Genomic DNA, 23,956 nt, shown 5'->3' with positions numbered 1-23,956 from the left:
ATATCCTATATCCTGATTTTTTTCTGTGGGTTTCAGAAAGATTTTACGCATTGATTAGGTACTCTACCTGTAGGAATTTTATCGAATGCGGACCAAGCCGGAAACGGTCGTCGGCACGTAGCCCAATAACCCAGAGAATCTGTTGGTCACCATTGAGGAGGACCAGGCAATTGGGTTTGTGTGACACTGGTATTTTATGCTCAACGAGCAGATCACTCACTTTCTTGCGTTTTCCGCTCATGCCAAAAGGGCAGAACCAGTCGCCGATTTGCCAGGGACGAACTACAAGGGGAAAGCACAACAGAGCTTCATCAAAGTACGCAATATGTTTATCCGGGGTGGGGACAAAAGTAGGGAAATAGGTGTGATGAGTCAGTAAAAGTACCCCCTTTTCGGAAACATGGATTCGAGAGGTACCTTTGGCGATTTGCAAATACCGTACGTCTGGAGTGCTGATTTGGGGACTGATGATTAGTTCGGTACGATCCTTCACAACACTATGACTGTGCGAATGGAATTGTTTTCCGCTCGTGGCATCCAGCGTTGCCACAATATTCTGAACTTGTGCGTAACTGTACCCAAAGGGCTCCAGTACGGTATGCAGCAGATAGACTGGCTCGCGGGTGCGACGTAGCATGTCGATAGAAACAAAATGTGTATCACCCTCCTGACGTACGGCCTGCGACCTCCAGGTGGCTAAATAGACATCCAGTACCGAACTGGCGGCTCGCAGTCGTTCGGAGGTTTGTAGGAAAGTGGCTTCCAGGGATGGGTTGAGCTCTTGCAGTACAGGCACTACTCGATGGCGTAATACATTCCGACGGTAATGATCGGTGGCGTTGGAGCTGTCTTCCCGCCAGGGAATGTTTTGATGCCGGGCAAAGTTTAGAATCTCGTGCTTTGAGCTATAAAGCAAGGGACGAATGAGGCGATTCCGCACGGGCGCAATGCCGATCATCCCAGGCAGACCGGTACCACGAACCAGATTGAGTAGCACGGTTTCGATCGAATCGTCGGCGTGATGGGCCAGAGCCAGGTAGGGGTACCCAAACCCGTCGAGAAGTTCTTTAAACCAGGCATATCGCAGGTCACGGGCCGCCATTTGAATGGAAATACGACGTTTGTCAGCCTCAGCTTGGGTGTCAAAAAGATGAACGTGGCAGGGTACCCCTGCATTTTCCGCCCATTGCCGTACAAAACGCTCGTCAGCATCGGATTCATCGCCCCGCAAGCCGAAGTTGCAGTGGGCCAAAGCAAAGGGGGACCCCGCTCGCCGGAAAAGTTCGGCCAGTACCATCGAGTCTACTCCACCGCTTACGGCTAGTAGGGTAGGCATTTCACCAAGGGGCAACCGATGATCGTTAACAAAAGTTAAAAAAGAATCCAGCATAGGTCCAAGCGAGCAATAAGGTGTATTTTTGCCATAAAATCCCGGGTCAAAGGTAACATCAAAACTGCTTGCACCTGAATTTTAGAAAAAAGTACCCAGGGAAGGCAACCCTTTTAAACGTTTGGGAGTCTTTCCTATCAAAGCATCCATGATGATGAGGTTCAGTGTTTTCGTTTTGTTGTTTTTCTGTAGTGTATTTGCTTTTGGGCAGGGTCAGCCCGGGCAAAGTGTAGGTGGCGGGGAAGAGAAAGTAGAACTGTTGCCCGGGGCGGATAGCCTGACGATCATCAATGAAAACGGAATGGAAATCCGGCGTGTCATCAATAATGTTCGGTTTCGGCATAAGGGATCTATTCTGTACTGCAATCTGGCGATTCAGAATGTGGCCAGTAACCTGATTCAGGCCTATGGAAATGTGAAGGTCGTGCAGGGCGACACGATTACGGTTACCGGTGACACCCTGCTTTATTATGGCGATACCCGTTTAGCAATCGTGAGTGGTCGCAAAGCGGTGTTGACCGATAAAAAACGGACGTTGACCTCGAAGCGACTTGAGTACGACATGGCTAATGGTCTGGCTTATTACCGCATACCGGGAAGAACGGTGGATTCGGCCAATGTACTGACGAGTAAAGAAGGAATATACAATACCCGGTCTAAAGTATTCGACTATTATGGGAATGTCAAGCTGGTCAATGAAAAGTATACGCTTACCACTGATACCCTCATTTATAATTCCATCACGAAATGGTCTTATTTTAATGGTCCTACCAAAATCGTGAACAAGGACGGTACCCTGCTGGCCAAAAGAGGGCAGTATAATACGGCAACGGAGGAATCCAGTTTCAGCAACCGGACTATGGTCGAAAATGAGGCTTATACCCTAACTGGTGATACACTTTTCTACGACAGCCAGAAACAGCTGGGTTTTGCCAAGGGCAATGTGGAAATATTAGCCAAGGAGGATAAAACGCTTTTACTGGGCGATGAAGGCGTCTATCGGGGACTGGAAGGATTTTCAAAGGTTTATGGACATGCGCTGGTCAAAAGTGTTGTATCGGAAGATACCCTGTACATACGAGCCGACACGCTTTATTCCATTGAGAATAAGCTGGATAGTACTCGGCGGTTGATTGGTGATAAACGGGTTTTTATTTATAAGTCAGATTTTCAGGGGCGTTGCGATTCGGTACTATACAATACAGCGGACTCTACTATTCTGTTTTTCCGGGATCCCATCCTGTGGGGTGATACCTACCAGATGGAGGCCGATTCGATCAGTGCCTTTTTGGTCAATAGCAAAGTCAATCGGATGCTCTTGCGCAGCAATTCGTTTGTCATATCGGAAGATACCCTTGTGAAGCAGTACAATCAGGTAAAAGGACGGACAATCAACGCATTTTTTACCGAGGAAAGCAAACTGAAGCAGGTCTTTGTGGATGGAAATGGACAAAGTGCGTACTACGCCCTGGACGATGAAGAGAAGTTGATTGGTCTAAACCGGGTGGAATGCGGAAAAATGAATCTGCAGTTCAAAAATAACCGGGTAAACCGCATTGCCTTTTTGGGCCGACCGGTGGGCAGCTTAATCCCCCCCAGAATATCCAGTCGTCCGAGCGCCAGTTAGAGGGTTTTAACTGGCGCATTACCGAAAAACCTACCCTGCCCCAAACCATTTGGGCGCAGGAAGATGCCCCTGAACCTCAAAAAAAAGATACTGTAGAAACAAAAAAAGTAAAATATAAATCTGTGAATCAAGCAAAAGAGCCATGATTTGAAAACACCTAGCATAATTTTTGTGTTATTTTTATGTGTAGCCAAAGCTGGATTGGGTATATTATAATGAAATTTTAATGCCCGCTTGCACAATAAACTTTGAACCTGCTATTTTTTTTATATATTTTTGTAAATCATACGGATAAATCCGTTTTCTATTGCTATCAAATTTGCCATGAAGAGAACTATACTTTTTGCATATATTATCTCCATCCTGTCGCTCTCGGAGGCATACGCTCAGGTACCTGCTAACAGCAGCCGCCTGAACATGCCGAGCCAGCAAAAATCCATGAGCCTGGATCGTCCGGCGTTGGTACCTAAGCCTTCGGTTATAGAATTCAAGCCGCTGGGGCTTCAGAAACCTCAAGCACTCAACAGCTACTATCGCGCTTTGCTTTTTGCCAACCCCGTGGCCGCCGGTACCACGGCAGCCGATAACAGTGAAGTCAATCCCCTGTCAGTAGAGCGTACAGAGCGCCGGACCTACGGTTTTGAAGAAAAGACCCGTGGCGCTGATGAGCAACTCTACTCTAGTGATCGCATTACGGTTTCGAATGTGTACCCCAATCCGGCCAGCGACTTTGCTGAACTGGATTATACTGTCCAAAATTCTGTACGTGATGCAAAAGTGATCATCTACAATGTGTTAGGTTCTCCCGTAGCTGAGTATGCATTGGACAAAAACGACCGCAAATTGCGCATCAATACCCGCGAAATGCCAACTAGCGTTTATTTCTACCAACTCGCAGTAGACGGTAAGAAAGTGGCCACCAAGAAAATGCTGGTGCGTCATCAGCAATAGCTTGTTTTTGGATACTTTCCTGGCTACCCGTTCGTTATGATCGGAGTAGCTTTTTTATTACCTTTGCAGCCCTATGCGAAAGAACACAATTCCTGCTATCCTCCTGCTGTTATTTGCTTTCTCACTACTTACCTCTTGTAGTAAATTTTCAAAGTTGCAAAAGTCGGGTACGGATGATGAAAAATACAAAGCCGCCCTTGAATACTATCAAAAGGGTGATTTTTACCGCGCCGGTCTACTTTTCGAAGAACTGATTCCTTTGCTGAAAGGAAGTACGGAATCGGAAATGGCGCAATTTTACTACGCCTACACGCAGTATCAACAGGAGCAGTACAATATGAGTCAGTTCCTGTTCAAGAAATTCTACGATACCTATGCGCGCAGTGATTACGCCCAGGAAGCCCTTTATATGCACGCTTACTCGTTGTATAAGGACTCAGCGCCCGCTTCACTGGATCAGACCAGTACTATGACCGCCATCGCCGCCCTCCAGGATTTTATCAATGCCTACCCTGAAAGTCCGTTTCGAAACGAGTGCACGGGTTATATCATGGAACTGCGCCGAAAACTGGAATTGAAGGCTTATGAGAAGGCCAAGTTATATTATAAAATCAGTGATTTTAACTTGGCTTCCTTGAAATCATCGGTAATCTCAATTGATAACTTCAAAAAGGATTTTCCAGATTCTCAATATAATGAAGAGCTTTCCTACCTGAAGGTAGACGCCCAATATACTTTGGCTAAAAGCAGTTTTGCGGATAAGCAGAAAGAGCGCTACCAAGCCGCGGTAAAATACTACCAGGAATTTGTTGACAAATATCCTCAGAGTTCTTATTTAAAGGATGCTGAGAAATTGTATTCCAATAGTGAGGAAGAACTGGAACGGATTGCGGCCTTAGAGAAAGAGAAGCAGAAAAATCTTGAAAAGAAGGTAGATCCTGCTACGAAACCTGCTAAGGTTACTACCTCATCTATCGAAAATTAACCAAGAGCACAATACAAACCAGACTAATAAATCCTATGGCTTCCATTAATCCATCCATCATTACGCGTGATACCGATAAGATCGCCGCTCAGACGGGTAATCTGTACGAATCGGTTTCCGTAATTTCCAAGCGTGCCCGTCAGCTTTCAAGTAAAATGAAAGAGGAACTCAACAACAAACTTGCTGAGTTCGCTTCCGGGGTGGATAACCTCGAAGAGGTATTTGAAAACCGCGAACAGATTGAAATTTCGAAGTTTTATGAGCGTATGCCTAAAGCAGGTAGCATGGCCATTGACGAGTTTATGGAGGGAAAAACCTACCATGCCTATCGGCAACTGGAAGAAAACAACTAGAGTACTCGGGTTTTCCCCTTTTTAGCCAGCCATGCGAGCCCGTATGGCTGGTTTTTTGTAAATCAATGGATTGATTTTACCAAAATCTTGCTATTGTGAATTTGGTTGAAAAAAAAATACTGGTAGGCGTTTCCGGGAGCATTGCCGCCTATAAATCGGCTGTACTGGTACGTTTGCTGGTGAAATCGGGAGCCGAAGTAAGGGTACTAATGACCCACGCCGCAACCGAATTCATAACGCCGCTGACCCTGGCAACCCTATCCAAAAATCCGGTTCTGTCTACCTATGCCAGCGACGATGGCATAGGTCAATGGAATAATCATGTGGAACTCGGTCTGTGGGCTGACGCCTTTATAATCGCACCGGCTACTGCCCACACGCTGGCCCGATGCGCCAATGGCCTTTGTGATGACTTGCTGACTGCGGTGTACCTGTCGGCCCGGTGTCCGGTATTCTTTGCACCCGCCATGGATCTCGATATGTATCGCCACGGCTCCACTCTGCACAACATTCAGCGTTTGCGTTCTTACGGTAATATACTCATTGAAGCGGAGTACGGAGAACTGGCGAGCGGATTGGTAGGGGAGGGACGTCTGGCTGAGCCGGAAATACTACTGGAAGCATTGCAACGGCATTTTAATCATCGGCCCGTAGTTGCGGGTAAACGGGTTTTGATCACCGCGGGACCTACCCAGGAGGCTATGGATCCTGTTCGCTACATAAGTAATCATTCGAGTGGGAAGATGGGGTATGCAATCGCCCGTACGTTTGCGCAGGCTGGGGCGGACGTGACTTTAGTGAGTGGGCCAGTAGGGCTCGATGCGCCAGATGCGGCTGTACGGCTGGTGAAGGTACGTTCTGCCCGGCAGATGCTGGAGGCGAGCCAGGAGTACTTTGCCGCGAGCGATCTGGTCGTTTTTGCGGCGGCAGTGGCCGATTACGCCCCTTCGGAGGTAGCGGAGCAGAAAATCAAGAAACATGAAGGTACCTTCGAACTCAATCTGACTAAAACTCCGGATATAGCCCTCATGCTGGGGCGACAGAAGCGCGCACATCAACTGCTGGTAGGATTCGCCCTGGAAACGGAGAATGAACAGGAAAACGCCCGCCGCAAGCTGGAAAGCAAAAACCTAGACTTCATCGTCCTGAATTCGCTCAATGACCCAGGTGCAGGATTTGCATACGATACCAATAAGATCACCGTTATTGACAGGGAGGGACTGATCCGTCATTTTGAACTCAAAAAGAAAGAGGAGGTTGCCCAGGATATTCTTGATATTATCACCGAAAAATGGAGCGAAGCATGAAAAACTACTGGATTAGGTGGAGTATGCTGATTGGTGTATTGATGAGTAGAATTACACTCGTAGAGGCACAGGAAATAAACTGTACGGTCAATTTGAATTACGACCAGTTGTTTGCCCAACAAAAAACGGACGAACAGACCATGAATCAGCTCAAAACCTACATGAGTGATTTCATCAATAATACCCGCTGGACTAACGATCAGTTCGCGCCCGAAGAGCGGATTAAATGCAAACTAAACGTAAACCTGATTCGTTCGGTAACTCAGGGAAGTTATGAAGCCAATGCCCAGCTGATCGTTACGCGGCCCGTGTATAATGCTACCTATGAAACTGTCCTGTTCAGTTTTGTCGACCGTAATTTCAATTTTACGTTCCTGCCCAATACACCCATGTTTTTTAATGAAAACAACTATACGGACGAGCTACCCTTTACCCTCGCCTTTTATTCGTTAATTGCCCTTACCCTCGATTACGATTCGTTCAGTAAAGTAGGGGGTACCCCCTATTTACAGCGGGCCTTCAACCTGACAAATCTCGCGCGCAATGCCTCGCCCTTTCAAAAAGCCTGGAACTCAAACCCCGCCGAGACCCGGAACCGGTATTGGCTGGTAGAGAATCTGATGAGTCAGCAATTTCTGCCCTTCAGGGAAGGTTTGTACAACTACCATCGTCTGGGACTCGACACCGTGACCGAGACACCGGGTTTGAGCCGTAAAAAAGGTATGGAAATGCTTACAACTCTGAAGCAGGTAGCACAACTCCGACCCGGCGCGGTAGTCGTCAATTCATTTTTTGATGCCAAGTCGGAGGAACTCTACAATATGTTCAGGGAGGCTTCTCCCGACGACCGCCAGCAGGCCTTTACCCTACTTTCTTCGCTGGATCCTACCAAGACCGAGCTATATCGGAAATTGATCCAGTAAAGGGATTCTTCGCTATGAGCAAACGCCTGATTCGCACCTTCGCCCCGGCTATTCCTAATTCACTTCCTACCCTCCTGGACAGAGAGGTACATGTGGTTCTGCGCAATGGACACACTCTTTTTGGTAGCTTGAAATCTTTGATTGATAACATATTGACAATTAAAGATTTACGCTCGCACTCCCATGAAATAAAACTATCCGATGTCGAGGAAATTATCCAGGATTGCCGAAGTTCCAGGTAAATTCCCGGCCCCTGGCTGCTCGCTTCTTTAGCCTGAAAGACCGCCCGGGGAAATATCTTCTGTTTCCCGTAGCGACATCGAACCGCACACGTTTCTGAATTGTTGATTTGTTGCTACCTTCGCGACGAAAGCCAGGTAGCCCCTATTTATGCTCACGAATCTCCTTATAAAAAATTATGCGCTCATTGAGCATCTCGAATTAGCGCCTGATCCTCAGCTCAATATCATCACGGGTGAAACCGGAGCTGGGAAATCCATCATGCTGGGTGCTATTGGCCTGCTGCTGGGAAACCGGGCCGATACGAAATCCTTGTACGATTCTGCTAAAAAATGCATCATCGAAGGTACCTATGATGTGCTGGGCTATGCGCTTGAGCACGTATTCGAAGAAGAAGAGCTCGATTTTGGCACCCATTGCATTGTGCGCCGTGAAATAAGCCCCAGTGGCAAGTCACGGGCCTTTGTGAATGATACCCCTGTGAACCTCGAGACGTTGCGGCGGGTAACCAACCAACTGATGGATATTCATTCCCAGCACGATTCCATCATGCTGGGCAATAATGAGTTTCAGCTTGAAGTGGTGGATGTGTATGCCCAAACTGAAAATCTGCTCAAAAAATACCGAAATGATTATCGGAACTATCGGCAGGCAAAAGAACAGTACGAAACCCTGAAAAAGGAAACCGACCGCTTGCGGCGGGAGTTTGACTACAATAATTTTCTTTATCAGGAGCTCACCGAAGCGAACTTGACGCTTGACGAGCAGGAAACGCTGGAAAAGGAATTGAATCTGCTGGAAAACGCCGTAGAAATCAAGGAAAAGCTCCAATTGGCTTACGACTACCTGGATAATCCCGAACAATCGATTCTTGATCTGTTAAAGAACGCTGTAAGTACCCTTACCCAGGCCAGCCGCCTGGTGCAGGACTATGCTACCCTACGCGACCGTGCCCAAAGTACCCTGATCGAATTACGGGATTTGGCCGATGAGATCGGAACTGCCGGTGGACAGGTTGAGGTGGATGATGACCGCAGTACCCTGGTCCGTGAGCGACTGGATTTGATTTACCAACTTCAACAGAAGCATCAGGTACGTGCGGTCGCTGACCTACTGAAGATTCAGGCTAGTCTGGAAAAAAAGGTAAGCAAAGTCCTGAACATGGACGATGAACTGGCCAAGGCTCTGACAAATACTGAGCGCACGCATGACCGCATGATGCAGAGTGCACGGAAACTTTCCTCAGCCCGAAAGAACGTCACGAAGGCGATTGAGAAAAATGTATGCGAAGGACTCATCGATCTGGGAATGCCCAATGCATCCATCAGTATTGAGATTTCTGAGGTACCCCCTACCAGCGATGGGATCGACTTTTTTTCGTTTTTGTTCAGTGCCAATAAAGGAATTCGTCCCCAGGAGTTAAAAAATGTAGCATCAGGGGGCGAATTCTCGCGTCTGATGCTGGTAATTAAATACATCCTGGCCGACAAACGCAAACTTCCGACAATAGTTTTTGACGAAATCGATACGGGTGTTTCGGGTGAAATTGCAATCAAAATGGGAAATATGATGCGGCAGATGGCCAAAAACCACCAGATTATTGCCATCACGCATCTGCACCAGATCGCCGCTCAGGGATCGGCTCATTATTTTGTTTACAAAGACCACTCTTCGGATAAAACCGTCAGCCGGATTCGGCGCCTGGGCTTCGAGGAACGGGTAGGGGAAATAGCTCAGATGATCGGTGGCAACAGACCCTCGGAAACCGTAGTAAGCAATGCCCGTGAGATCCTGACCCATACTACTGCCCACATGAATGAAAAAACGCAAACCAAACTTTTTTAAAACGCTATCTTCTTAACCTACCCTCAACTACAAAGCATCATGAATACCCGGATATTGCTGTTCATACTGGTAACTTTTAGCATTTCATCCTGTAATCAAAAGGACGACCGCGTGCAGGAATTGGAAAAGGAAGTACTGGACATTCATGATGCCGTAATGCCCAAAATGGGAGAAATCATGGCTTTGAAAAAAGGGTTGGATCAGAAAATAGCCCAGTTGGATAGCATGCAGCAGGAGGGAGTCAGCAGCACAACCCTGGCGCAGGAACGCCAACAGGTATTGGACTTAAGCAAACGACTGACCCAGGCCGACAGCCTGATGATGGGGTGGATGTACGAGTACCGGGGTGATTCGGCGAAGGCTCTGCCGGATGGTGAGGCTCTGGAATATTTCAGACTCGAAAAGGATAAAATTAAGCATGTGCAGAAAATAACGGATGAAAGCATTCTGGATGCCAAAAAGTTTTTGAAATAAAATAAAAGAGTACGGAGCCTCAGGGCTTGAACAGTAAATGATTACCGAATATGCTGGATTCAAATGGATTACTTAAAATAACAGGGTTGGCATTGCTTTTAGCGGTGATGTGGGCCTGCGACGATACTCCGAACCGCCTCCCTATCTTGGGCGAGCGCGATGCGGTAACCCGGGAAGTGGATGGAAAAACGGTAATCGACACTGTTTATAATACAATCCCGGATTTTGCTTTCATCAACCAGAAAGGCGATACCGTAACGCAAAAGGATGTGGCTGGTAAAATATACATTACCGATTTCTTTTTCACTTCCTGTCCCACCATTTGCCCTGTGATGAAAAGGCAAATGATTAAGGTTTATGATAAAATTAAGGGTAATCCGGATGTCATGATTCTCTCCCATTCCATTGATCCTGAGCATGACACGCCTGCGGTACTTAACCAATACGCCCAGGATTTGGGAGTTGAAGGTACCCAATGGGAGTTTTTGACCGGTCCCAAGGAAAAGATCTACGACATCGGTCAGGGAAGTTACCTGGTGACTGCCAAAGAAGATGGTACTGCCGAAGGCGGTTATATTCACAGCGGGGCATTTGTGCTGATCGACAAAGACCGCCGGGTACGGGGTATGTACGATGGCACTACCGACGAAGGAGCCAAGAAACTGATGAACGACATCGACGTTCTGCTAGCCGAATACAAATGATGAGTATTCTGAAAGGAAATAGTATTGCGTGGGTGTTTTTGCTGGTACTCTGTGGCTGCCAAAGTGCGGAAGAGCTCAAGACTGAGCAGTACTATGCGGAAGGCTACCAACTCTACACTACACAGTGTTCAAACTGCCATCAGGCTGATGGCCAGGGTCTAGCTGACTTGTATCCGCCTCTTCGGGAGTCTACCTACCTGTCACGGAAAAATGATTTGATCTGTATTACCAAAAATGGTTTGTCAGGTAAAATTAAGGTAGGGAGCAAAACGTACAATCGCCCGATGCCCGCGAATCCTAAACTGACTGATATTGAAATTGCGGAGATTGTGACGTACGTTACCAACACCTGGGGAAAAGAAACGAATTACACGCCCATTGACTCAGTTACTGCCGCTCTGACCAGATGTAGTGACGGGAGCCTATTATAATAGGCTATTGCATGCCGGGGTCAACGTCAAAAATTCCGTAGGGGCGCCGGATACTCATGTACGAAAAATCCTGATTGGCATCTAGCCCTTTTCCGTTCGTATAGGAACCAGTCAAAAGATTTTTTATCGAAACATCTTCTTCCGTAAATACCTTTTTGGTGGTAGGATTCCAGGATAATTCCGGGGTGGTCAAGCGGCGCTGTTCCTGTTTGTTTACCACAATTACGTGACCTTTCACAATATACAGATTTTGGGCATTGTCGAAATGGCCTGAATCAGAGCGAAGCGTCGTAACCACCTGGCTACCCGTCGGGTCGAAAAAATTAATGTTGACCGTATCGGGAAATACCTTGTTCTCATTAGCATACCGGTATTGGAGAGGGGTTTTTACTTCAACCCGGAGCTTTCCAGCCTCACTATAAAAGAGTTGTACGTCATGCACTTCTTCAATAGGACCTTTGTAAAGCTCTACTTCCGGATTCTCTTTCTCTTTGCAGGATTCAAGTCCAAAGGCTAGGATGAGTAAATAGCCGAAGAGAAAAAATCGGAATTTCAGGTGAAATGCACACACGTACTTTTCTCTTTGATGCGCCATAAAAAGTGAAATCAATAGCTTGAAAATCAGGGCATCAATCTATTTTTTGTTTTTGGAACCAGCGGTCGGCAAATGTAATGCCCAATACTACCCGTCCATAACGTTCCTTGATGGATTGCGCACTAATGGCTCCACGTTCTCCTCCAATAAGGGACAGAGTAAGGGAGTTACCACCCAGTCCGAATGGAAAGGAAGCCCCCAGGCTAATATTCGTGTCGTTTAGCTTTAGGCCGGGAGGACTATAAGGCATTTGACCATGCGTAAGTCCAAGCCGGTATTCGACTTTCTGGAAATAAGGGGCGCCGAGGGAAAATTTTGGAATGTACTCAATGCCGGCATGAATGCGTCCTGCATCATTCAAGCCATCATTGGAGTCGGCAAAACTCCGGTATTCCGACCAGTTTTGCCGTTCGTAATCCACAGCCACAGTAAGTTTGTAAGGCCATTCGAGACTGGCGCCAAACCGATACTGGGAAGGAAGTCGGATGCCTCCTTTAGTGTTGTTGGACAACGTGTCCGATACGCCTACCGGAAAGCTGTTCAGGCTTGACTCGAAGCTTGTGGTCTGCCGGGCATTGAGATCCGTGCCGAAACTATAGGTACCCCCCAGATTCAGGTTAAGTTTGTTGTTTTGCTTCAACGGAATCTTGATGGCGGTTCCGGCCCGAAATGCAAAATCCGTATAGCTGTTACGCTCCGCCCGGCTTACCAGGTAGTCGCGGCCATCGCCAATAAGCAATTGGGATTCGGAGGCCCGCCGCACGTTGCCGAACAAGTAGGAGGCTTCAAGGCCCAGGCTGATGTATTTGCCCACTTCGACGGCATTGGTCAGGGATACTTTGTTGATAGCACCTTTCCCGGAATAATAGTAGTAGGTATTATAAATCGTACCGGGTACCTTACCATTCGTACGGCTTTCAAAATCCACAAAACTGTAAGGTTTCAGGCTTATACCAATGGACCATTTGGGGGCTGCCGGCAACGAAAGGGCAAGGTACCCAATGTTGGCTCCGAAGTCACGTTGTTGGGCCGTGGGTGAGCTGATGCGTTTGTACTGGCTAATGGCTCCAAACTCATACATAGTGAATCGGTTGCGCACCCAAAGGGCCGGATTGAGGTTGTTGATATGGAAGCCGTTACTAACGCTCACCCCTGCTTCGCCCATTCCCAGGCTGGAGCCAAACCCATCGCTGTACGACTCGCCCGCTCCCAGAACCGTGTAGGGCGAATTGCCAAGGCCTTGTCCGTAAGTTTTTGAAAATAAATGAGTTAAAATAAAAACCCCAATAAGGGTAGCGAACGTTCTATTCGTTTTGTAAATTGACATTATGTTGTAAAATTCGGTTCAATCCTATGAGTACGAGCTGCGGAACCACAAAGATGGGCGGTTTCAACAGACTTTCAAAAAACGGCACATCACCTCCACAAAGTACCACTCGGCAGGCGGGCGATTGGGTACGGTAGGCCGCCATAATTCCATTGATTTCGGCAACCAGGCCATTCATGACGCCACTCAGCATAGCGTGGCGGGTATTTTTTCCAATTAACGTTGGCGCGGGTCCAGGCTCAACCAGAGGAAGCCGTTGTGTAAACGTATGCATCGCCTTGAATCGCATGCGCATACCCGGAGAAATCAGCCCACCCTGAAAGCGGGCGGCCTGATCCAGATAGTCGTACGTAATGCAGGTACCCATATCGATTACAACCAGATCTTCGTTGGGAAAAAGATAACCCGCTCCCACGGCCGCGGCAATCCGGTCGGCTCCCAACGTAGCCGGGGTTTCGTAATCTTTGGTGATCGGGAGGGGTGTTTGACTATCCAGATTCAATACGGGAGCATTTGGTTGGATCGCCCTGCGAAATTCTTCCACATCTTTACCCACCGATGAAAATAGAATGTTGTCTACCGAAGAAGAACGCACAGCGTCGATCAACTGATCAAACGTAAGCCGGGTTTCGAACCGAAGCAATTCTGGTCCCTCGAACCACCCGATCTTGGCGTATGTATTTCCGGAATCGACCACTATATTCATGATTCCGCAAAATTCCCCTTTTATTTGCACATAAACTAACGCTAAGAATAGGAATCACCGGATGGAGAAGGCGGTAAACTGGTTGCAGTATCGTTTTTTGGACAATTCATTGGCAGACTACTGCTGGGCATTCGGCATTATATTGCTAGGTATCGCCTTCAAAAAAGCTATTTCAGCTGCTTTGAGCCGATTTGTATTTCGATGGGTGAGGAAAGAAAGCCATGAGGAGGTACCCTGGACCGAATTCCTTCGACTGCTGCGTCCTCCGCTTGAAGTATTTATTATGCTTCTGGCGTTATACCTGGCTTCCAAAAGCCTTGAGGTACCCGGGGCATGGGGTACCCCGTCCGACGGTGCTCTGGATTTCAGGGTATTGATTGAAAAGGTGTACTTCTCAGCATTTCTTTTGGCTCTTACCTGGCTGGGCATACGTTTCATCAAGTGCATGGGGCTGCTCTTCAAACTCAAAGCCCAGAAAACGGCTTCAAAGCTGGACGACCAGCTCGTCCCATTTTTCCGGGATTTGGTGATTATGCTATTTGTGATCGGGATGGTTTTCATTGCGCTGGGACGGGTCTTCTCCGTTGATGTGCTTACGTTGGTCACTAGCCTGGGTATTGGCGGCCTCGCTATCGCCCTGGCCGCCCGCGAAACACTCGAAAACCTATTCGCCTCGTTTGCCCTGATGATCGACCGGCCCTTTACGGTTGGGGATTCAATTAACGTGGGAGGTACTGAGGGTACCATCGTCAAGCTCGGATTTCGAAGTACCCGGTTACAGACCTTCGACGGGAGCCTGGTGACCCTTCCCAACCGCCTGTTAACTTCCCAGTCCCTGGAGAATCTGTCGGAACGCCGCCAGCGGAGGGCACGGTTTGTGGTGCGTTTGGCCTACGATACCCCCGGCCCTACTGTAAAAGCTATTGTGGAAACGATCCAGCAACACATCGACCAGAATCCCGAGACCAACGAAGAGCCGGGGGTAATTCGGTTTGATGCATTTGGCGAAAGTTCTTTGGATGTTCTGGTCATATTTTATGTCCAAACGGCCATAGCCCGTGAATTTAATCGCGTAAAAGAGGAAGTGAATTTAAAAATCCTGGAAATTGTTAAAGACTCGGGTGGCCGATTTGCATTTCCCAGTAGGGAGTTGTATATTCGCCAGGAATCTTCATCAGCCCTTCCCGAATCGGAAACCACATGATTGCTGAGCCTTTCTGATCTTCCATTTGGAACAAAAACAAGTCCCCTTATTGGAAATTCATAATTTTGCATTAACATTGTGGGCAATTCAGACGCTTCATAGTCAGTAAAAGCCCCATAGTATCCTTACTATCTTGCCACTCGTTGGTTCTTCGTTCCTCATCCTATCATTCTGAATGTATCACCGCATCTCTCGTAGTGACCTTTTACAATCACTTTTGCCCCCAGTTATTCAAAAAACTTAATCGTTACAAATCACTTATCTGGTAAAGTGTTTCTTTACTTTCCATTCCCGTATGCTTACAATTGATGAACTGAACTTGAAACTCCTTTCGGAGTTACGAACTATCGCGGAGAAGTTTTCCATAAAAGACAATGGAAAACTCTCAAAAAAAGAACTAATCTACAAAATTCTCAGCCAGCAGGCAGTGATGCCGGGTGCTGAAACCGATTCAAACGGAAGCTCGGAAACCGTAAAGAAAGGGGACGAGCCCAAGAAAAAGCGCACCCGTCGGCCGGCCGCTTCCGAAGATGTGGCTACTAAACCCTCAGCGACGGTTAAGGAGCCGGAAACTACTTTGGCCGAAAGCGCTCCTGAACCCCTAGTTGCCGAAAAAACGCCAGCACGCAAAGCACGTCCGGCCAAAACAGGAGGACGTACCGACAAAGCTGCTAAATCCTCACGGGTAGTGGATACCGCCGCTGATCAGGGCGCAGATCTGGATATTTCGGAAGATTTAGGTACGGAAGTGAGCCCTTCGGAGGAGCCGGTACGTGAAGTGCGGAATGAAAGTGAAAGCCAGCCGGCCCCGGTGGTTGAAAATTCGGACAACCACAAGGATTCGGATAAAACAACCCGCGCTGCCACCCCGGAACGCCCCAACTCTAACAACAACCAGTCGCGCGAACAAGCCCGGGAGGACCATACTAATAAGATCAAGCGTAACTACAACAATTACGTTCGGGAGTTCGACGGCTTGATCATCAACGAAGGGGTTCTGGAAATCATGCAGGACGGGGGCTACGGCTTCATGCGGTCGGCGGATTATAACTACCTCGCCAGTCCCGACGACATTTATGTTTCTCCTTCGCAGATCAAGCTGTTCGGATTAAAAACCGGCGATACCGTGAAAGGACAAATCCGCCCGCCCAAAGAAGGAGAGAAGTACTTTGCCCTGCTCCGGGTGGAAACGGTAAATGGAAAAACCAGCGAAGAAATTCGCGACCGGGTACCCTTCGAATACCTGACGCCTCTATTCCCGGAAGAGCGCCTCAATCTCAGTACCCGTCCCGATCAATACTCGACCCGGGTACTTGATCTGTTCGCCCCGATTGGCAAAGGACAGCGGGGTATGATCGTGGCCCAGCCCAAAACCGGTAAAACGGTACTGTTGAAAGAAATCGCCAATGCCATCACCCGCAACCACCCCGAGGTATTCCTGATCATCCTGCTCATCGACGAACGTCCCGAAGAGGTGACCGATATGCAGCGCAGCGTGCGGGCGGAGGTTATTTCCTCCACCTTTGATGAGCAAGCCGACCGCCACGTAAAAGTAGCCAGCATCGTACTCGAAAAAGCCAAACGTATGGTCGAGTGCGGACATGATGTAGTGATTCTGTTGGATTCAATCACTCGCTTGGCCCGTGCCTACAATACGGTGGTACCTTCATCGGGCAAAATCCTGTCGGGTGGGGTAGATGCCAATGCGTTGCACAAGCCCAAGCGATTCTTCGGTGCGGCCCGTAATGTGGAGAAGGGCGGTTCGCTCACCATTATTGCTACGGCGTTGATTGACACGGGTTCCAAAATGGACGAAGTGATTTTTGAAGAATTCAAAGGTACCGGCAACATGGAACTCCAGCTCGACCGCAAGCTGTCCAACAAGCGCGTGTTCCCGGCTATCGACGTGATGGCCTCAGGTACCCGCCGTGAGGATCTGTTGCTGGACAAGGAAACCATGCAGAAAGTGTGGATACTTCGCAAGCATATGTCCGACATGAATCCTATGGAATCTATGGACTTCCTGCTCGACAACATGAAAGGTACCCGCAACAACGAGGAGTTTTTGATTTCGATGAATCGCTAAACCGATGCGATGGTCGCATACAGAAGCCCGCTTTTCTTCAGGAAGCGGGCTTTTTTTGATTATATTCTACCAATCCTGCGCTTTGTGTGGTAAGAGTACCCAGGCCAGGTGCCTACCCTAACTTCTGAATATCGCTATGTCTACCCGCAATGTACCCTGGTGGATCGCCCTGATCGTGTGGATGGGCTTGTCGACTTACTGGCATGTTTGCAAGATCAAAGAATTGTGTGCAGATCCTGTTACTCCCCAGGTAGTTTCGGAAGCCGTAGCAATGGAGGCCTTGCGTATTCAGGATACGGACAGCTTGGTACTAGTGTCGGAAGGTAATTTCGTCTTCTTAAAATCAGGTGCGGACGCAGAGATGAGTCAGGTGCGGAATGAGCTGGATTCACTTGTGGTTTATTTGCAGGAGCATCCTGGTAAAAGGCTGGCTTTGGTTGGGAGGTACGCATCGGTCGAAACGAATACGACTACATTTCCGGATCTGGGTATCGCCCGGGCGGAAAGCGTGAAGCAGTACCTGGTGGGGCAGGGGCTTGCTTCCGGGCGTATAGCCACAAGTAGTATGATTTTGGATTCCCTGAGCTTTCACAACGATACGCTCCGGGGCGGAATTGATTTCATCTTTAAAGAGCCAATCCCCGAAACCGAAGAAGGGCTGGCCAACGCTCAAAGGTTCGAAAGTGTATTTAAACCCATTGACTTATATTTTCCAACGGGCAGTGCAGATTACATTAATACCGATGCAAACCGACAGTTTGTGGAGGAAGCTCAGAGGTATTTGGCTGAAAATAAAGACAAAAAACTAATCTTGACCGGTCATACTGACAATGAAGGCGATGACGAAATAAATATGACTTTGTCAAGAGACAGGGCAGAAGGTGTCAAAAAACAGTTGATGCAACTTGGAATTACGGCCGACCAGCTGGTGACGGACGGCAAAGGCGAAACGCAGCCCAAGGAATCTAATGATACTCCCGAGGGCCGTCGGGCCAATCGTCGCGTGGCTATTGTGGTTCAATAAAAAGTTTTACCCTAAAAACCTTTCACGCCTATGTTTGATTTGAATCCATTGGGCCAGCCTGATGCGTGGTGGCAACATCTGGTGATGCTAGCCGTAGCAGCCTTGATTGGCCACATTATTGGGTACCGCACAAGTCGGGGCATTGCCGTGCAGCTCGAGGCGGAACTTGCCGAACTGGACGACCTGCTCGATTCTTGCCAGCAGGCTACAAAGCTACCTGGGAAACCGTCGATAACTTCCGTTTCGGATGAGCCCGCTTTCATTGCTCCCGAACCACTCGATATGATTCCGGTACCTGCTTCCCGTGTTTCAAACCCGGCCGGTGTACCTCAAAACACACCCGTTGCTCATGACGATCTTAAAATTGTGGAGGGAATTGGGCCTAAAATCGAAGAGCTACTTAATAAAGAGGGTATTCTCACATTGGTTCATCTGAGCGAGGCGAGCCATGAGCGGCTCACGGATATTCTACGGGCGGCCGGAAAGCGGTTCCAGATGCATGATCCCGGCTCGTGGCCCCGACAAGCTGAACTTGCCGCCACGGGTAAATGGGAGGAACTTCGAGCCTGGCAGGAAGAACTGCATAAAGGCAGGACCACGTGACATTCTCCAATAAGGCAGCTGACATCAAGGCCCGATTTTCTCGACTACAAGTAGGTACCCTAATCTTTCAGATTTATGTTGTTATTACAACTGACTCCTCTCAATCGACCCGTGGCTATTGCAGAAATCGTGCTGCTATTGGCGGGTTCCGCCTTTGTGGGCTGGCTTTTGGCCCGTTGGGTTATGGCGAGCCGGGTTAACGGCCTACGCGAAGCCATCGCTGACCGGCAAAACGAACTTGACGAGTGCGAAGCCAAACAGCAAACGGCTGCCTCGTCCGTTGCAGGTACCACGGTTCCCGACCTGATACATTCAGAATCAGGTACTTTATCGGGCCGCATACAATCGGTGGCTGATAACTTGAAACTTGTGGAGGGCATCGGCCCCAAAATCGAAGGCCTGCTCAACGCGGATGGTATAAAAACCTTTGCCAAACTTGCGGCCACCAACCCGCAGCATATTGCCGGACTATTGAGCGCTGCCGGGCCGCGCTTCCAAATCCACGATCCCGAAACCTGGCCGCAGCAAGCAGCCTTGGCTCGTGATGGCAAATGGGAGGAGTTGAAGGAGTTGCAAGAGAAACTAGTAGGGGGTAGGGATTGATGGTATGAATAGTGAAAAATTAATAATTGTACTGAGGGTCTAAGACTCATCTATTCTATTGAAGCGGGGTACAACAATCTTGCGCTCCGCTTTTGTTGATATTTTTTCTGAAAATATTTGCTAGTTCTGGTCAAGCCAATTCATATAATTCTTGACAAATTCCTCACTTCGGTTTATTATTTCAATGACATTTCCCTGAGAATCTTTCTTAATTTCTTGAAGAGAATGGTCACAATCCAGGCAAGGTTTCAGAGTAAGATTGGTTTTTCCAGCCCTCGCAAACCGAATCGGGAGCAGGTCGTTTTCTTCCACAATATCCCAATCTCCGTCTAGCGTACCGTAAGAGATATAAATGGGAATATCCAACTGCAACAAACTCTCAATGGCAGGTTCTGAAAAAGACGACCAAGCATAATAGGTATCGTAATATTTTTTGTCTATAGATTTTGGATGGGCACAAATATCTTTCCAGAGCACATAAAGTGAATCAATCCGTTGCTGCGTTTCCTGCGCAGTAGCTTTCCCCGTCAAATACTGATGCCTTTGTTCCTTGATTAGGTAGTCGAATCTGCCGTTGGGATGACTGGAATAAGCAACTAAATGCGTGACTGATTTATTAATTGTGGCTAGTTTGGCCGCGACATTATAGCCTTCTGATCCGCCTACTAACACCACTTTTTTTGTATCCACCCAAGGTTGATGAATTAGGAAGCCAAGCACTTTGTCCGAGGAAGCCACATATTGGTTCAGATTATTATTATTCAAATATTTATCTGACGTTAAGCGTCCATTCCTGACTTTCTCAAAATATTGATTTACCTCCGAAGAATTAAATATCAAGGGTACTCCTGGCTTAGATATCGATACCATATGGTACTCTTTGAGGTAGTCAGGAAATTGTTGAGGAAGGGAATTAATGGATACACCCTCTGGATAACGAGTAAAAATAGGAATAGGAAGCGAACCCTGTCTATATAAAATTATCGGTTTTTTTATCAGTTCTTCGCCCGGTTTTGAGATTACGAAAAATCTGATTGTATCTCTATTTTCCACGAGTTCAAACCCCCGGTAGAACTTTCCTTTCTCTATTTCATTCATTTCACTTTGGGTTTGACCAAATGAGATTAAGCTTAGCAAAAAGCAGTAAGGCAAAAGAATATGTTTCATAAGTTTTTTCTTACAAATGAAATTTATTTTTTCCAAATTTGCGTCTTAAAAAAGCTTAAATGAAAAAGGCCCGGACGTTTCCGCCCGGGCCAAATAAAGATACATTTTCAACTCCCACAAATCAAAGTACCTCCACGGTACGCTGAATAAAGGTAGTCAAAGCCTTGCCACTCAACATACCCTGCGACAACAGGGCCAGGTCGTAGGCCTGCTTGGCTAGTTCTTTTTGCTGGGCTTCATCCTCAGTAGCCAGGATTTTTTCGGTCAGTGGGTGATTGGCGTTCACCGATACGGTGTACATCATTGGCATGTTGCCAAACATCGACGCCTGGCCAGAAATAGCCTGCATATCCGTCATGCGCCTCATAAATTCGGGGAACGTAATGACTACGGGTAGCTCGTCGGTTGGCATGGCTTCCACCTGTACGCTGGCGGCCTTGGATTCCATGATACCCTCGAAGAGTACCTTGGCTTTTTCCTTCTGCTCTTCGGAAAGCACGCTTTCCAGGGTGATGTCTTTCTCGATCAGCTTGTCGACCGTATCGGCGTCCACGCGCTTTACATTCACTTTTTCAAGCTTCTGTTCCAGTACCCCAATGAAGTGCGGGTCGATCACGGTATCCAGCAATAGAACATCATAGCTGCGCTTTTTGGCTGACTCGACAAAAGCATCCTGCTTCTTGGGATCGTTGGTGTATAGCCAAATCTGGTTCCCGTTTTTATCGGTCTGATTGTCTTTTACGGCTTCGCGGTACTCTTCAAAGGTAAAGTGCTTGCCGTCGATATTTTTAACCAGACAGAAATCCTTGGCTTTTTCGTAAAATTTATCGTCGCTGATGATACCGTACTTCACGAACAGCCCGATGTCGTCGAATTTCTTTTCAAATCCCTCCCGATCATTTTTGAAAATTTCGGACAGTTTGTCGGCTACCTTCCGGGTGATGTAGCCATTGATCTTCTTCACGTTGCTGTCAGCCTGTAGGTAGCTCCGCGACACGTTCAGTGGAATGTCGGGTGAGTCGATGACGCCGTGCAGCAGTTGCAGGAAGTCAGGTACGATGTCCTTCACCTCGTCGGTAATGAACACCTGACGGCTGTATAGTTTGATTTTCTCTTTCTGAACCTGGAAATCGTTTTTCAATTTGGGGAAATAAAGTACCCCGGTCAGATTGAACGGATAATCCACATTGAGGTGAATCCAGAACAGCGGGTCTTCGCTATACGGATACAGTTCCTTATAAAATTCAAGGTAGTCCTCGTCTTTCAAATCCGCCGGATTCTTGGTCCAGATCGGGTTCGGATTGTTGATGATCTTGTCTTCAAACTCGATTTCAACGGGCAGGAACTTGCCGTACTTTTCCAGAATTTCCCGCAGGCGGAATTCACTCAAAAATTCCTCCGAATCGGGCGCAATGTGCAGGATCACATCCGTCCCGCGCTCGCTGCGCTCGGCGGGACCAATCTCAAATTCTGTAGAACCATCGCATTCCCAGCGTACGGCTTCCGCACCTTCTTTATACGAAAGCGTCACGATCTCGACTTTGGAAGCTACCATGTAGGCCGAGTAGAAGCCTAAGCCAAAATGGCCGATGATGTTTTCCTTGCCGCCTTCCTTGTCTTTGTATTGTTCCACAAACTCAGCCGCACCGGAGAAAGCGATCTGGTTGATGTATTTCTTGATTTCGTCGGCGGTCATGCCGATGCCGCGGTCGCTGACGGTGATCGTCTTGGCTTCCTTGTCCAGTTTTACAGATACTTTCAATTCGCCCAGCTCTCCGTTGAATTCGCCGTAAGAGGTCAGCTGTTTCAGTTTTTGGGTGGCATCCACGGCGTTGGAAACCAATTCCCGCAGAAATATTTCGTGGTCGGAATAGAGGAATTTCTTAATGATTGGAAAGATGTTTTCCGTGTGAATGCTAAGGGTACCTTTTTCTTGTGCCACTGATTCCATATTCTTCAAGCGTTTATTTTTACAAAATGATTTTTACCTAACAATAGCCCCCTCAAATTTGCGTTCCAATACCAAAAATTAGTCCCCCGCTGACAGATTGACAGATGATGCGCGCATTTGAGCCATCGGTTGGTATCTGAAAGGCATTTTAGTTAATATTGCAGCCACGAAACCATCTCCTTGACAATGAAGTTGAACAAATCTTTTTTCGCTGCCCTGCTGGTGGCCGCTTTATTTGCCTCCTGTGCCCCAAGCACCGTTCCGTTTACTAATTTCACTGTCTTTACCGAGGATCTGCGGGGTACCCTTGAAAGTGCCGGTATTCCGCTTTCCAAGGTGCAGTTTTACAACGATAAGCCAATCATGATCAAACGGCAGGGAGTCAACGCCAACGATATCAGTGTGGATGCCGAGGGACAGATTAGTATCCAGAATGGTAAGACTGTGCAGACCATCAATGTACGCCCCTTTACACCCGGCGTGGTTATGAGTAACACGGGAGGCTCGCTCAATGTGTCCTTTGACGATACTCAAAAAGACAAGCAAGGCATGCACTTCATATTGCAGGGAAACCAGTACTATCTGGAAACCATGGATGACTCCAAATTCATGTACAACGGCAGTACCTTCGATATTCAAACGGGGGTAGGCGCGCGGTTGTTCGTAAGCAAAGACCTGCTCAACCAGATCAACCGGCAGAACGAAACCCAGAAAGGCCGTCGGGTCGGGGGGCAGTAAGTTGTTGGATTGTTTTTTGTGAAACTGTTGAATTGTTTTTTGTTGAATTGTGGAGTATTCTTTGAGAATAATTACTTGAAAGTCAGTAGATAAAACTACCGTGCGTATTTTTTAAACACAAAACACAAAACACAAAACACAAAACACAAAACACAAAACACAAAACACAAAACACAAAACACAAAACACAAAACACTACTTCTTCTTAAAGTACCTGATCATTTCGCCGTAGCCCATGCCCCGAGCCAAACCCCACACAGCCTGAGTGATGCGCTTTACCTTGGTGTCGTGAGTTTTGGCACTTTCAATCCAGTTCGAGAAATAGTTCTGGTGGCTCTTCGGAAGTTTTTTGAAATGCTCCAGCGCATCAGGCTCATCGGCCAGGCAGACCATCAAATCCTCCGATAGTTCAAGAGGTGAATCATCCCGTTCAAGTTCCAGGGTAGCCGTTGCCCCTTCCTGCTTGCGAATGGCCCGACGCATGTCGGCGTTTGTGGGGAGAATGAAGGTACCTTCGCCGGTGGGAATCAGGGCCGTTTGCCTGAGTGGATGATCGTCGATTTTGCCCCTGACCCGAAATGAAGTACGTACACCAGGATTGAGTTGTTCGGTGACGTCGATTGGAATTTCGATATAAATCCAGCCTGTCTTTTCGCCTTTCTCTCCGAATTTTTGTAATTGGGCGGTAAAGCGTACCATGCTAGGTTTGTCTACAAATCAAG

At 47.7% G+C, this 23,956-nt stretch carries 23 protein-coding genes; 16 read left to right on the top strand and 7 right to left on the bottom strand.

Features of this window, described 5'->3' with window-relative positions; genetic code table 11:
- Nucleotides 1–43 precede the first annotated feature (43 nt).
- A complete protein-coding gene (gene tilS / locus GBK04_RS02220; protein ID WP_373330650.1) occupies nucleotides 44–1,336 on the bottom strand; it encodes a tRNA lysidine(34) synthetase TilS in 1,293 nt (430 codons plus the stop codon).
- 202 nt (nucleotides 1,337–1,538) lie between these two features.
- On the opposite strand from tilS, the gene GBK04_RS02215 reads away from it, so the two are divergent.
- From GBK04_RS02215 to GBK04_RS02170, 10 genes are all read left to right on the top strand, one after another.
- Complete coding sequence (locus tag GBK04_RS02215) at nucleotides 1,539–3,017, top strand: OstA-like protein (protein WP_373330649.1); 1,479 nt, start codon at nucleotides 1,539–1,541, stop codon at nucleotides 3,015–3,017.
- Between the two features lie 324 nt (nucleotides 3,018–3,341).
- Nucleotides 3,342–3,968: a T9SS type A sorting domain-containing protein gene (locus GBK04_RS02210; protein ID WP_152756463.1), complete on the top strand. Its 627-nt coding sequence runs from the start codon at nucleotides 3,342–3,344 to the stop codon at nucleotides 3,966–3,968.
- A gap of 73 nt (nucleotides 3,969–4,041) precedes the next feature.
- Complete coding sequence (locus tag GBK04_RS02205; RefSeq protein WP_152756461.1) at nucleotides 4,042–4,953, top strand: outer membrane protein assembly factor BamD; 912 nt, start codon at nucleotides 4,042–4,044, stop codon at nucleotides 4,951–4,953.
- A 35-nt stretch (nucleotides 4,954–4,988) separates the two neighbouring features.
- Entirely contained in the window at nucleotides 4,989–5,306 is a 318-nt protein-coding gene (locus GBK04_RS02200; protein ID WP_152756459.1) for a DNA-directed RNA polymerase subunit omega, read from the top strand.
- Nucleotides 5,307–5,401: 95 nt separating this feature from the next.
- Complete coding sequence (gene coaBC / locus GBK04_RS02195; protein WP_373330648.1) at nucleotides 5,402–6,613, top strand: bifunctional phosphopantothenoylcysteine decarboxylase/phosphopantothenate--cysteine ligase CoaBC; 1,212 nt, start codon at nucleotides 5,402–5,404, stop codon at nucleotides 6,611–6,613.
- A gap of 23 nt (nucleotides 6,614–6,636) precedes the next feature.
- The gene (gene porD / locus GBK04_RS02190; RefSeq protein ID WP_444544421.1) at nucleotides 6,637–7,536 is read left to right on the top strand and encodes a type IX secretion system protein PorD; all 900 of its coding nucleotides are present in this window, start codon (nucleotides 6,637–6,639) and stop codon (nucleotides 7,534–7,536) included.
- A gap of 390 nt (nucleotides 7,537–7,926) precedes the next feature.
- Nucleotides 7,927–9,621: a DNA repair protein RecN gene (gene recN / locus GBK04_RS02185; RefSeq protein ID WP_152756456.1), complete on the top strand. Its 1,695-nt coding sequence runs from the start codon at nucleotides 7,927–7,929 to the stop codon at nucleotides 9,619–9,621.
- Between the two features lie 39 nt (nucleotides 9,622–9,660).
- On the top strand, nucleotides 9,661–10,095 hold the full coding sequence (locus tag GBK04_RS02180) for a viral A-type inclusion protein (protein ID WP_152756454.1): 435 nt from the start codon (nucleotides 9,661–9,663) through the stop codon (nucleotides 10,093–10,095).
- 107 nt (nucleotides 10,096–10,202) lie between these two features.
- A complete protein-coding gene (locus GBK04_RS02175) occupies nucleotides 10,203–10,799 on the top strand; it encodes an SCO family protein (RefSeq protein ID WP_152765778.1) in 597 nt (198 codons plus the stop codon).
- Complete coding sequence (locus GBK04_RS02170; RefSeq protein WP_373330646.1) at nucleotides 10,796–11,230, top strand: c-type cytochrome; 435 nt, start codon at nucleotides 10,796–10,798, stop codon at nucleotides 11,228–11,230. The genes GBK04_RS02175 and GBK04_RS02170 overlap by 4 nt, the downstream gene beginning before the upstream one ends.
- A gap of 4 nt (nucleotides 11,231–11,234) precedes the next feature.
- Here GBK04_RS02170 and lptC read toward each other — a convergent pair whose 3' ends face one another.
- From lptC to GBK04_RS02155, 3 genes are read right to left on the bottom strand one after another with little or no spacing between them, the layout of a single operon-like run.
- Nucleotides 11,235–11,825, bottom strand: coding sequence for an LPS export ABC transporter periplasmic protein LptC (gene lptC / locus GBK04_RS02165; RefSeq protein ID WP_152756452.1), 591 nt, complete (start codon nucleotides 11,823–11,825; stop codon nucleotides 11,235–11,237).
- A 34-nt stretch (nucleotides 11,826–11,859) separates the two neighbouring features.
- Nucleotides 11,860–13,152, bottom strand: coding sequence for a BamG family beta-barrel-assembly machinery protein (gene bamG / locus GBK04_RS02160; RefSeq protein ID WP_373330645.1), 1,293 nt, complete (start codon nucleotides 13,150–13,152; stop codon nucleotides 11,860–11,862).
- A complete protein-coding gene (locus GBK04_RS02155; protein ID WP_152756450.1) occupies nucleotides 13,130–13,858 on the bottom strand; it encodes a type III pantothenate kinase in 729 nt (242 codons plus the stop codon). The genes bamG and GBK04_RS02155 overlap by 23 nt, the downstream gene beginning before the upstream one ends.
- Nucleotides 13,859–14,039: 181 nt before the next feature.
- Here GBK04_RS02155 and GBK04_RS02150 point away from each other — a divergent pair, with 181 nt between their 5' ends.
- The 5 genes from GBK04_RS02150 (at nucleotide 14,040) to GBK04_RS02130 (ending at nucleotide 19,378) form a co-directional block, all read left to right on the top strand.
- A complete protein-coding gene (locus tag GBK04_RS02150) occupies nucleotides 14,040–15,062 on the top strand; it encodes a mechanosensitive ion channel family protein (RefSeq protein ID WP_373330644.1) in 1,023 nt (340 codons plus the stop codon).
- A gap of 295 nt (nucleotides 15,063–15,357) precedes the next feature.
- On the top strand, nucleotides 15,358–17,148 hold the full coding sequence (rho, locus tag GBK04_RS02145) for a transcription termination factor Rho (protein ID WP_152756446.1): 1,791 nt from the start codon (nucleotides 15,358–15,360) through the stop codon (nucleotides 17,146–17,148).
- A 136-nt stretch (nucleotides 17,149–17,284) separates the two neighbouring features.
- A complete protein-coding gene (locus GBK04_RS02140) occupies nucleotides 17,285–18,172 on the top strand; it encodes an OmpA family protein (RefSeq protein ID WP_152756444.1) in 888 nt (295 codons plus the stop codon).
- 30 nt (nucleotides 18,173–18,202) lie between these two features.
- On the top strand, nucleotides 18,203–18,775 hold the full coding sequence (locus GBK04_RS02135; RefSeq protein ID WP_152756442.1) for a helix-hairpin-helix domain-containing protein: 573 nt from the start codon (nucleotides 18,203–18,205) through the stop codon (nucleotides 18,773–18,775).
- Between the two features lie 75 nt (nucleotides 18,776–18,850).
- On the top strand, nucleotides 18,851–19,378 hold the full coding sequence (locus GBK04_RS02130) for a helix-hairpin-helix domain-containing protein (protein WP_152756440.1): 528 nt from the start codon (nucleotides 18,851–18,853) through the stop codon (nucleotides 19,376–19,378).
- 120 nt (nucleotides 19,379–19,498) lie between these two features.
- Here the strand turns inward: GBK04_RS02130 and GBK04_RS02125 are convergent, their stop codons facing one another.
- Together GBK04_RS02125 and htpG are read right to left on the bottom strand one after the other, a co-directional pair.
- Nucleotides 19,499–20,545 (bottom strand): hypothetical protein, encoded by a 1,047-nt coding sequence (locus tag GBK04_RS02125; RefSeq protein WP_152756439.1) that lies wholly within the window; start codon nucleotides 20,543–20,545, stop codon nucleotides 19,499–19,501.
- Nucleotides 20,546–20,666: 121 nt separating this feature from the next.
- Nucleotides 20,667–22,496, bottom strand: a complete 1,830-nt coding sequence (htpG, locus tag GBK04_RS02120; protein ID WP_152756437.1) for a molecular chaperone HtpG — start codon at nucleotides 22,494–22,496, stop codon at nucleotides 20,667–20,669.
- A gap of 186 nt (nucleotides 22,497–22,682) precedes the next feature.
- On the opposite strand from htpG, the gene GBK04_RS02115 reads away from it, so the two are divergent.
- A complete protein-coding gene (locus GBK04_RS02115) occupies nucleotides 22,683–23,234 on the top strand; it encodes a hypothetical protein (RefSeq protein WP_152756435.1) in 552 nt (183 codons plus the stop codon).
- A gap of 195 nt (nucleotides 23,235–23,429) precedes the next feature.
- Here the strand turns inward: GBK04_RS02115 and GBK04_RS02105 are convergent, their stop codons facing one another.
- The gene (locus GBK04_RS02105) at nucleotides 23,430–23,933 is read right to left on the bottom strand and encodes a DUF1905 domain-containing protein (protein WP_152756434.1); all 504 of its coding nucleotides are present in this window, start codon (nucleotides 23,931–23,933) and stop codon (nucleotides 23,430–23,432) included.
- Nucleotides 23,934–23,956 lie beyond the last annotated feature (23 nt).

Source organism: Salmonirosea aquatica, assembly GCF_009296315.1.
Classification (GTDB): Bacteria; Bacteroidota; Bacteroidia; order Cytophagales; family Spirosomataceae; genus Salmonirosea; species Salmonirosea aquatica.
Note: the sequence above shows the minus strand (reverse complement) of the source record. Positions and strands in the feature narration are given on the sequence as shown.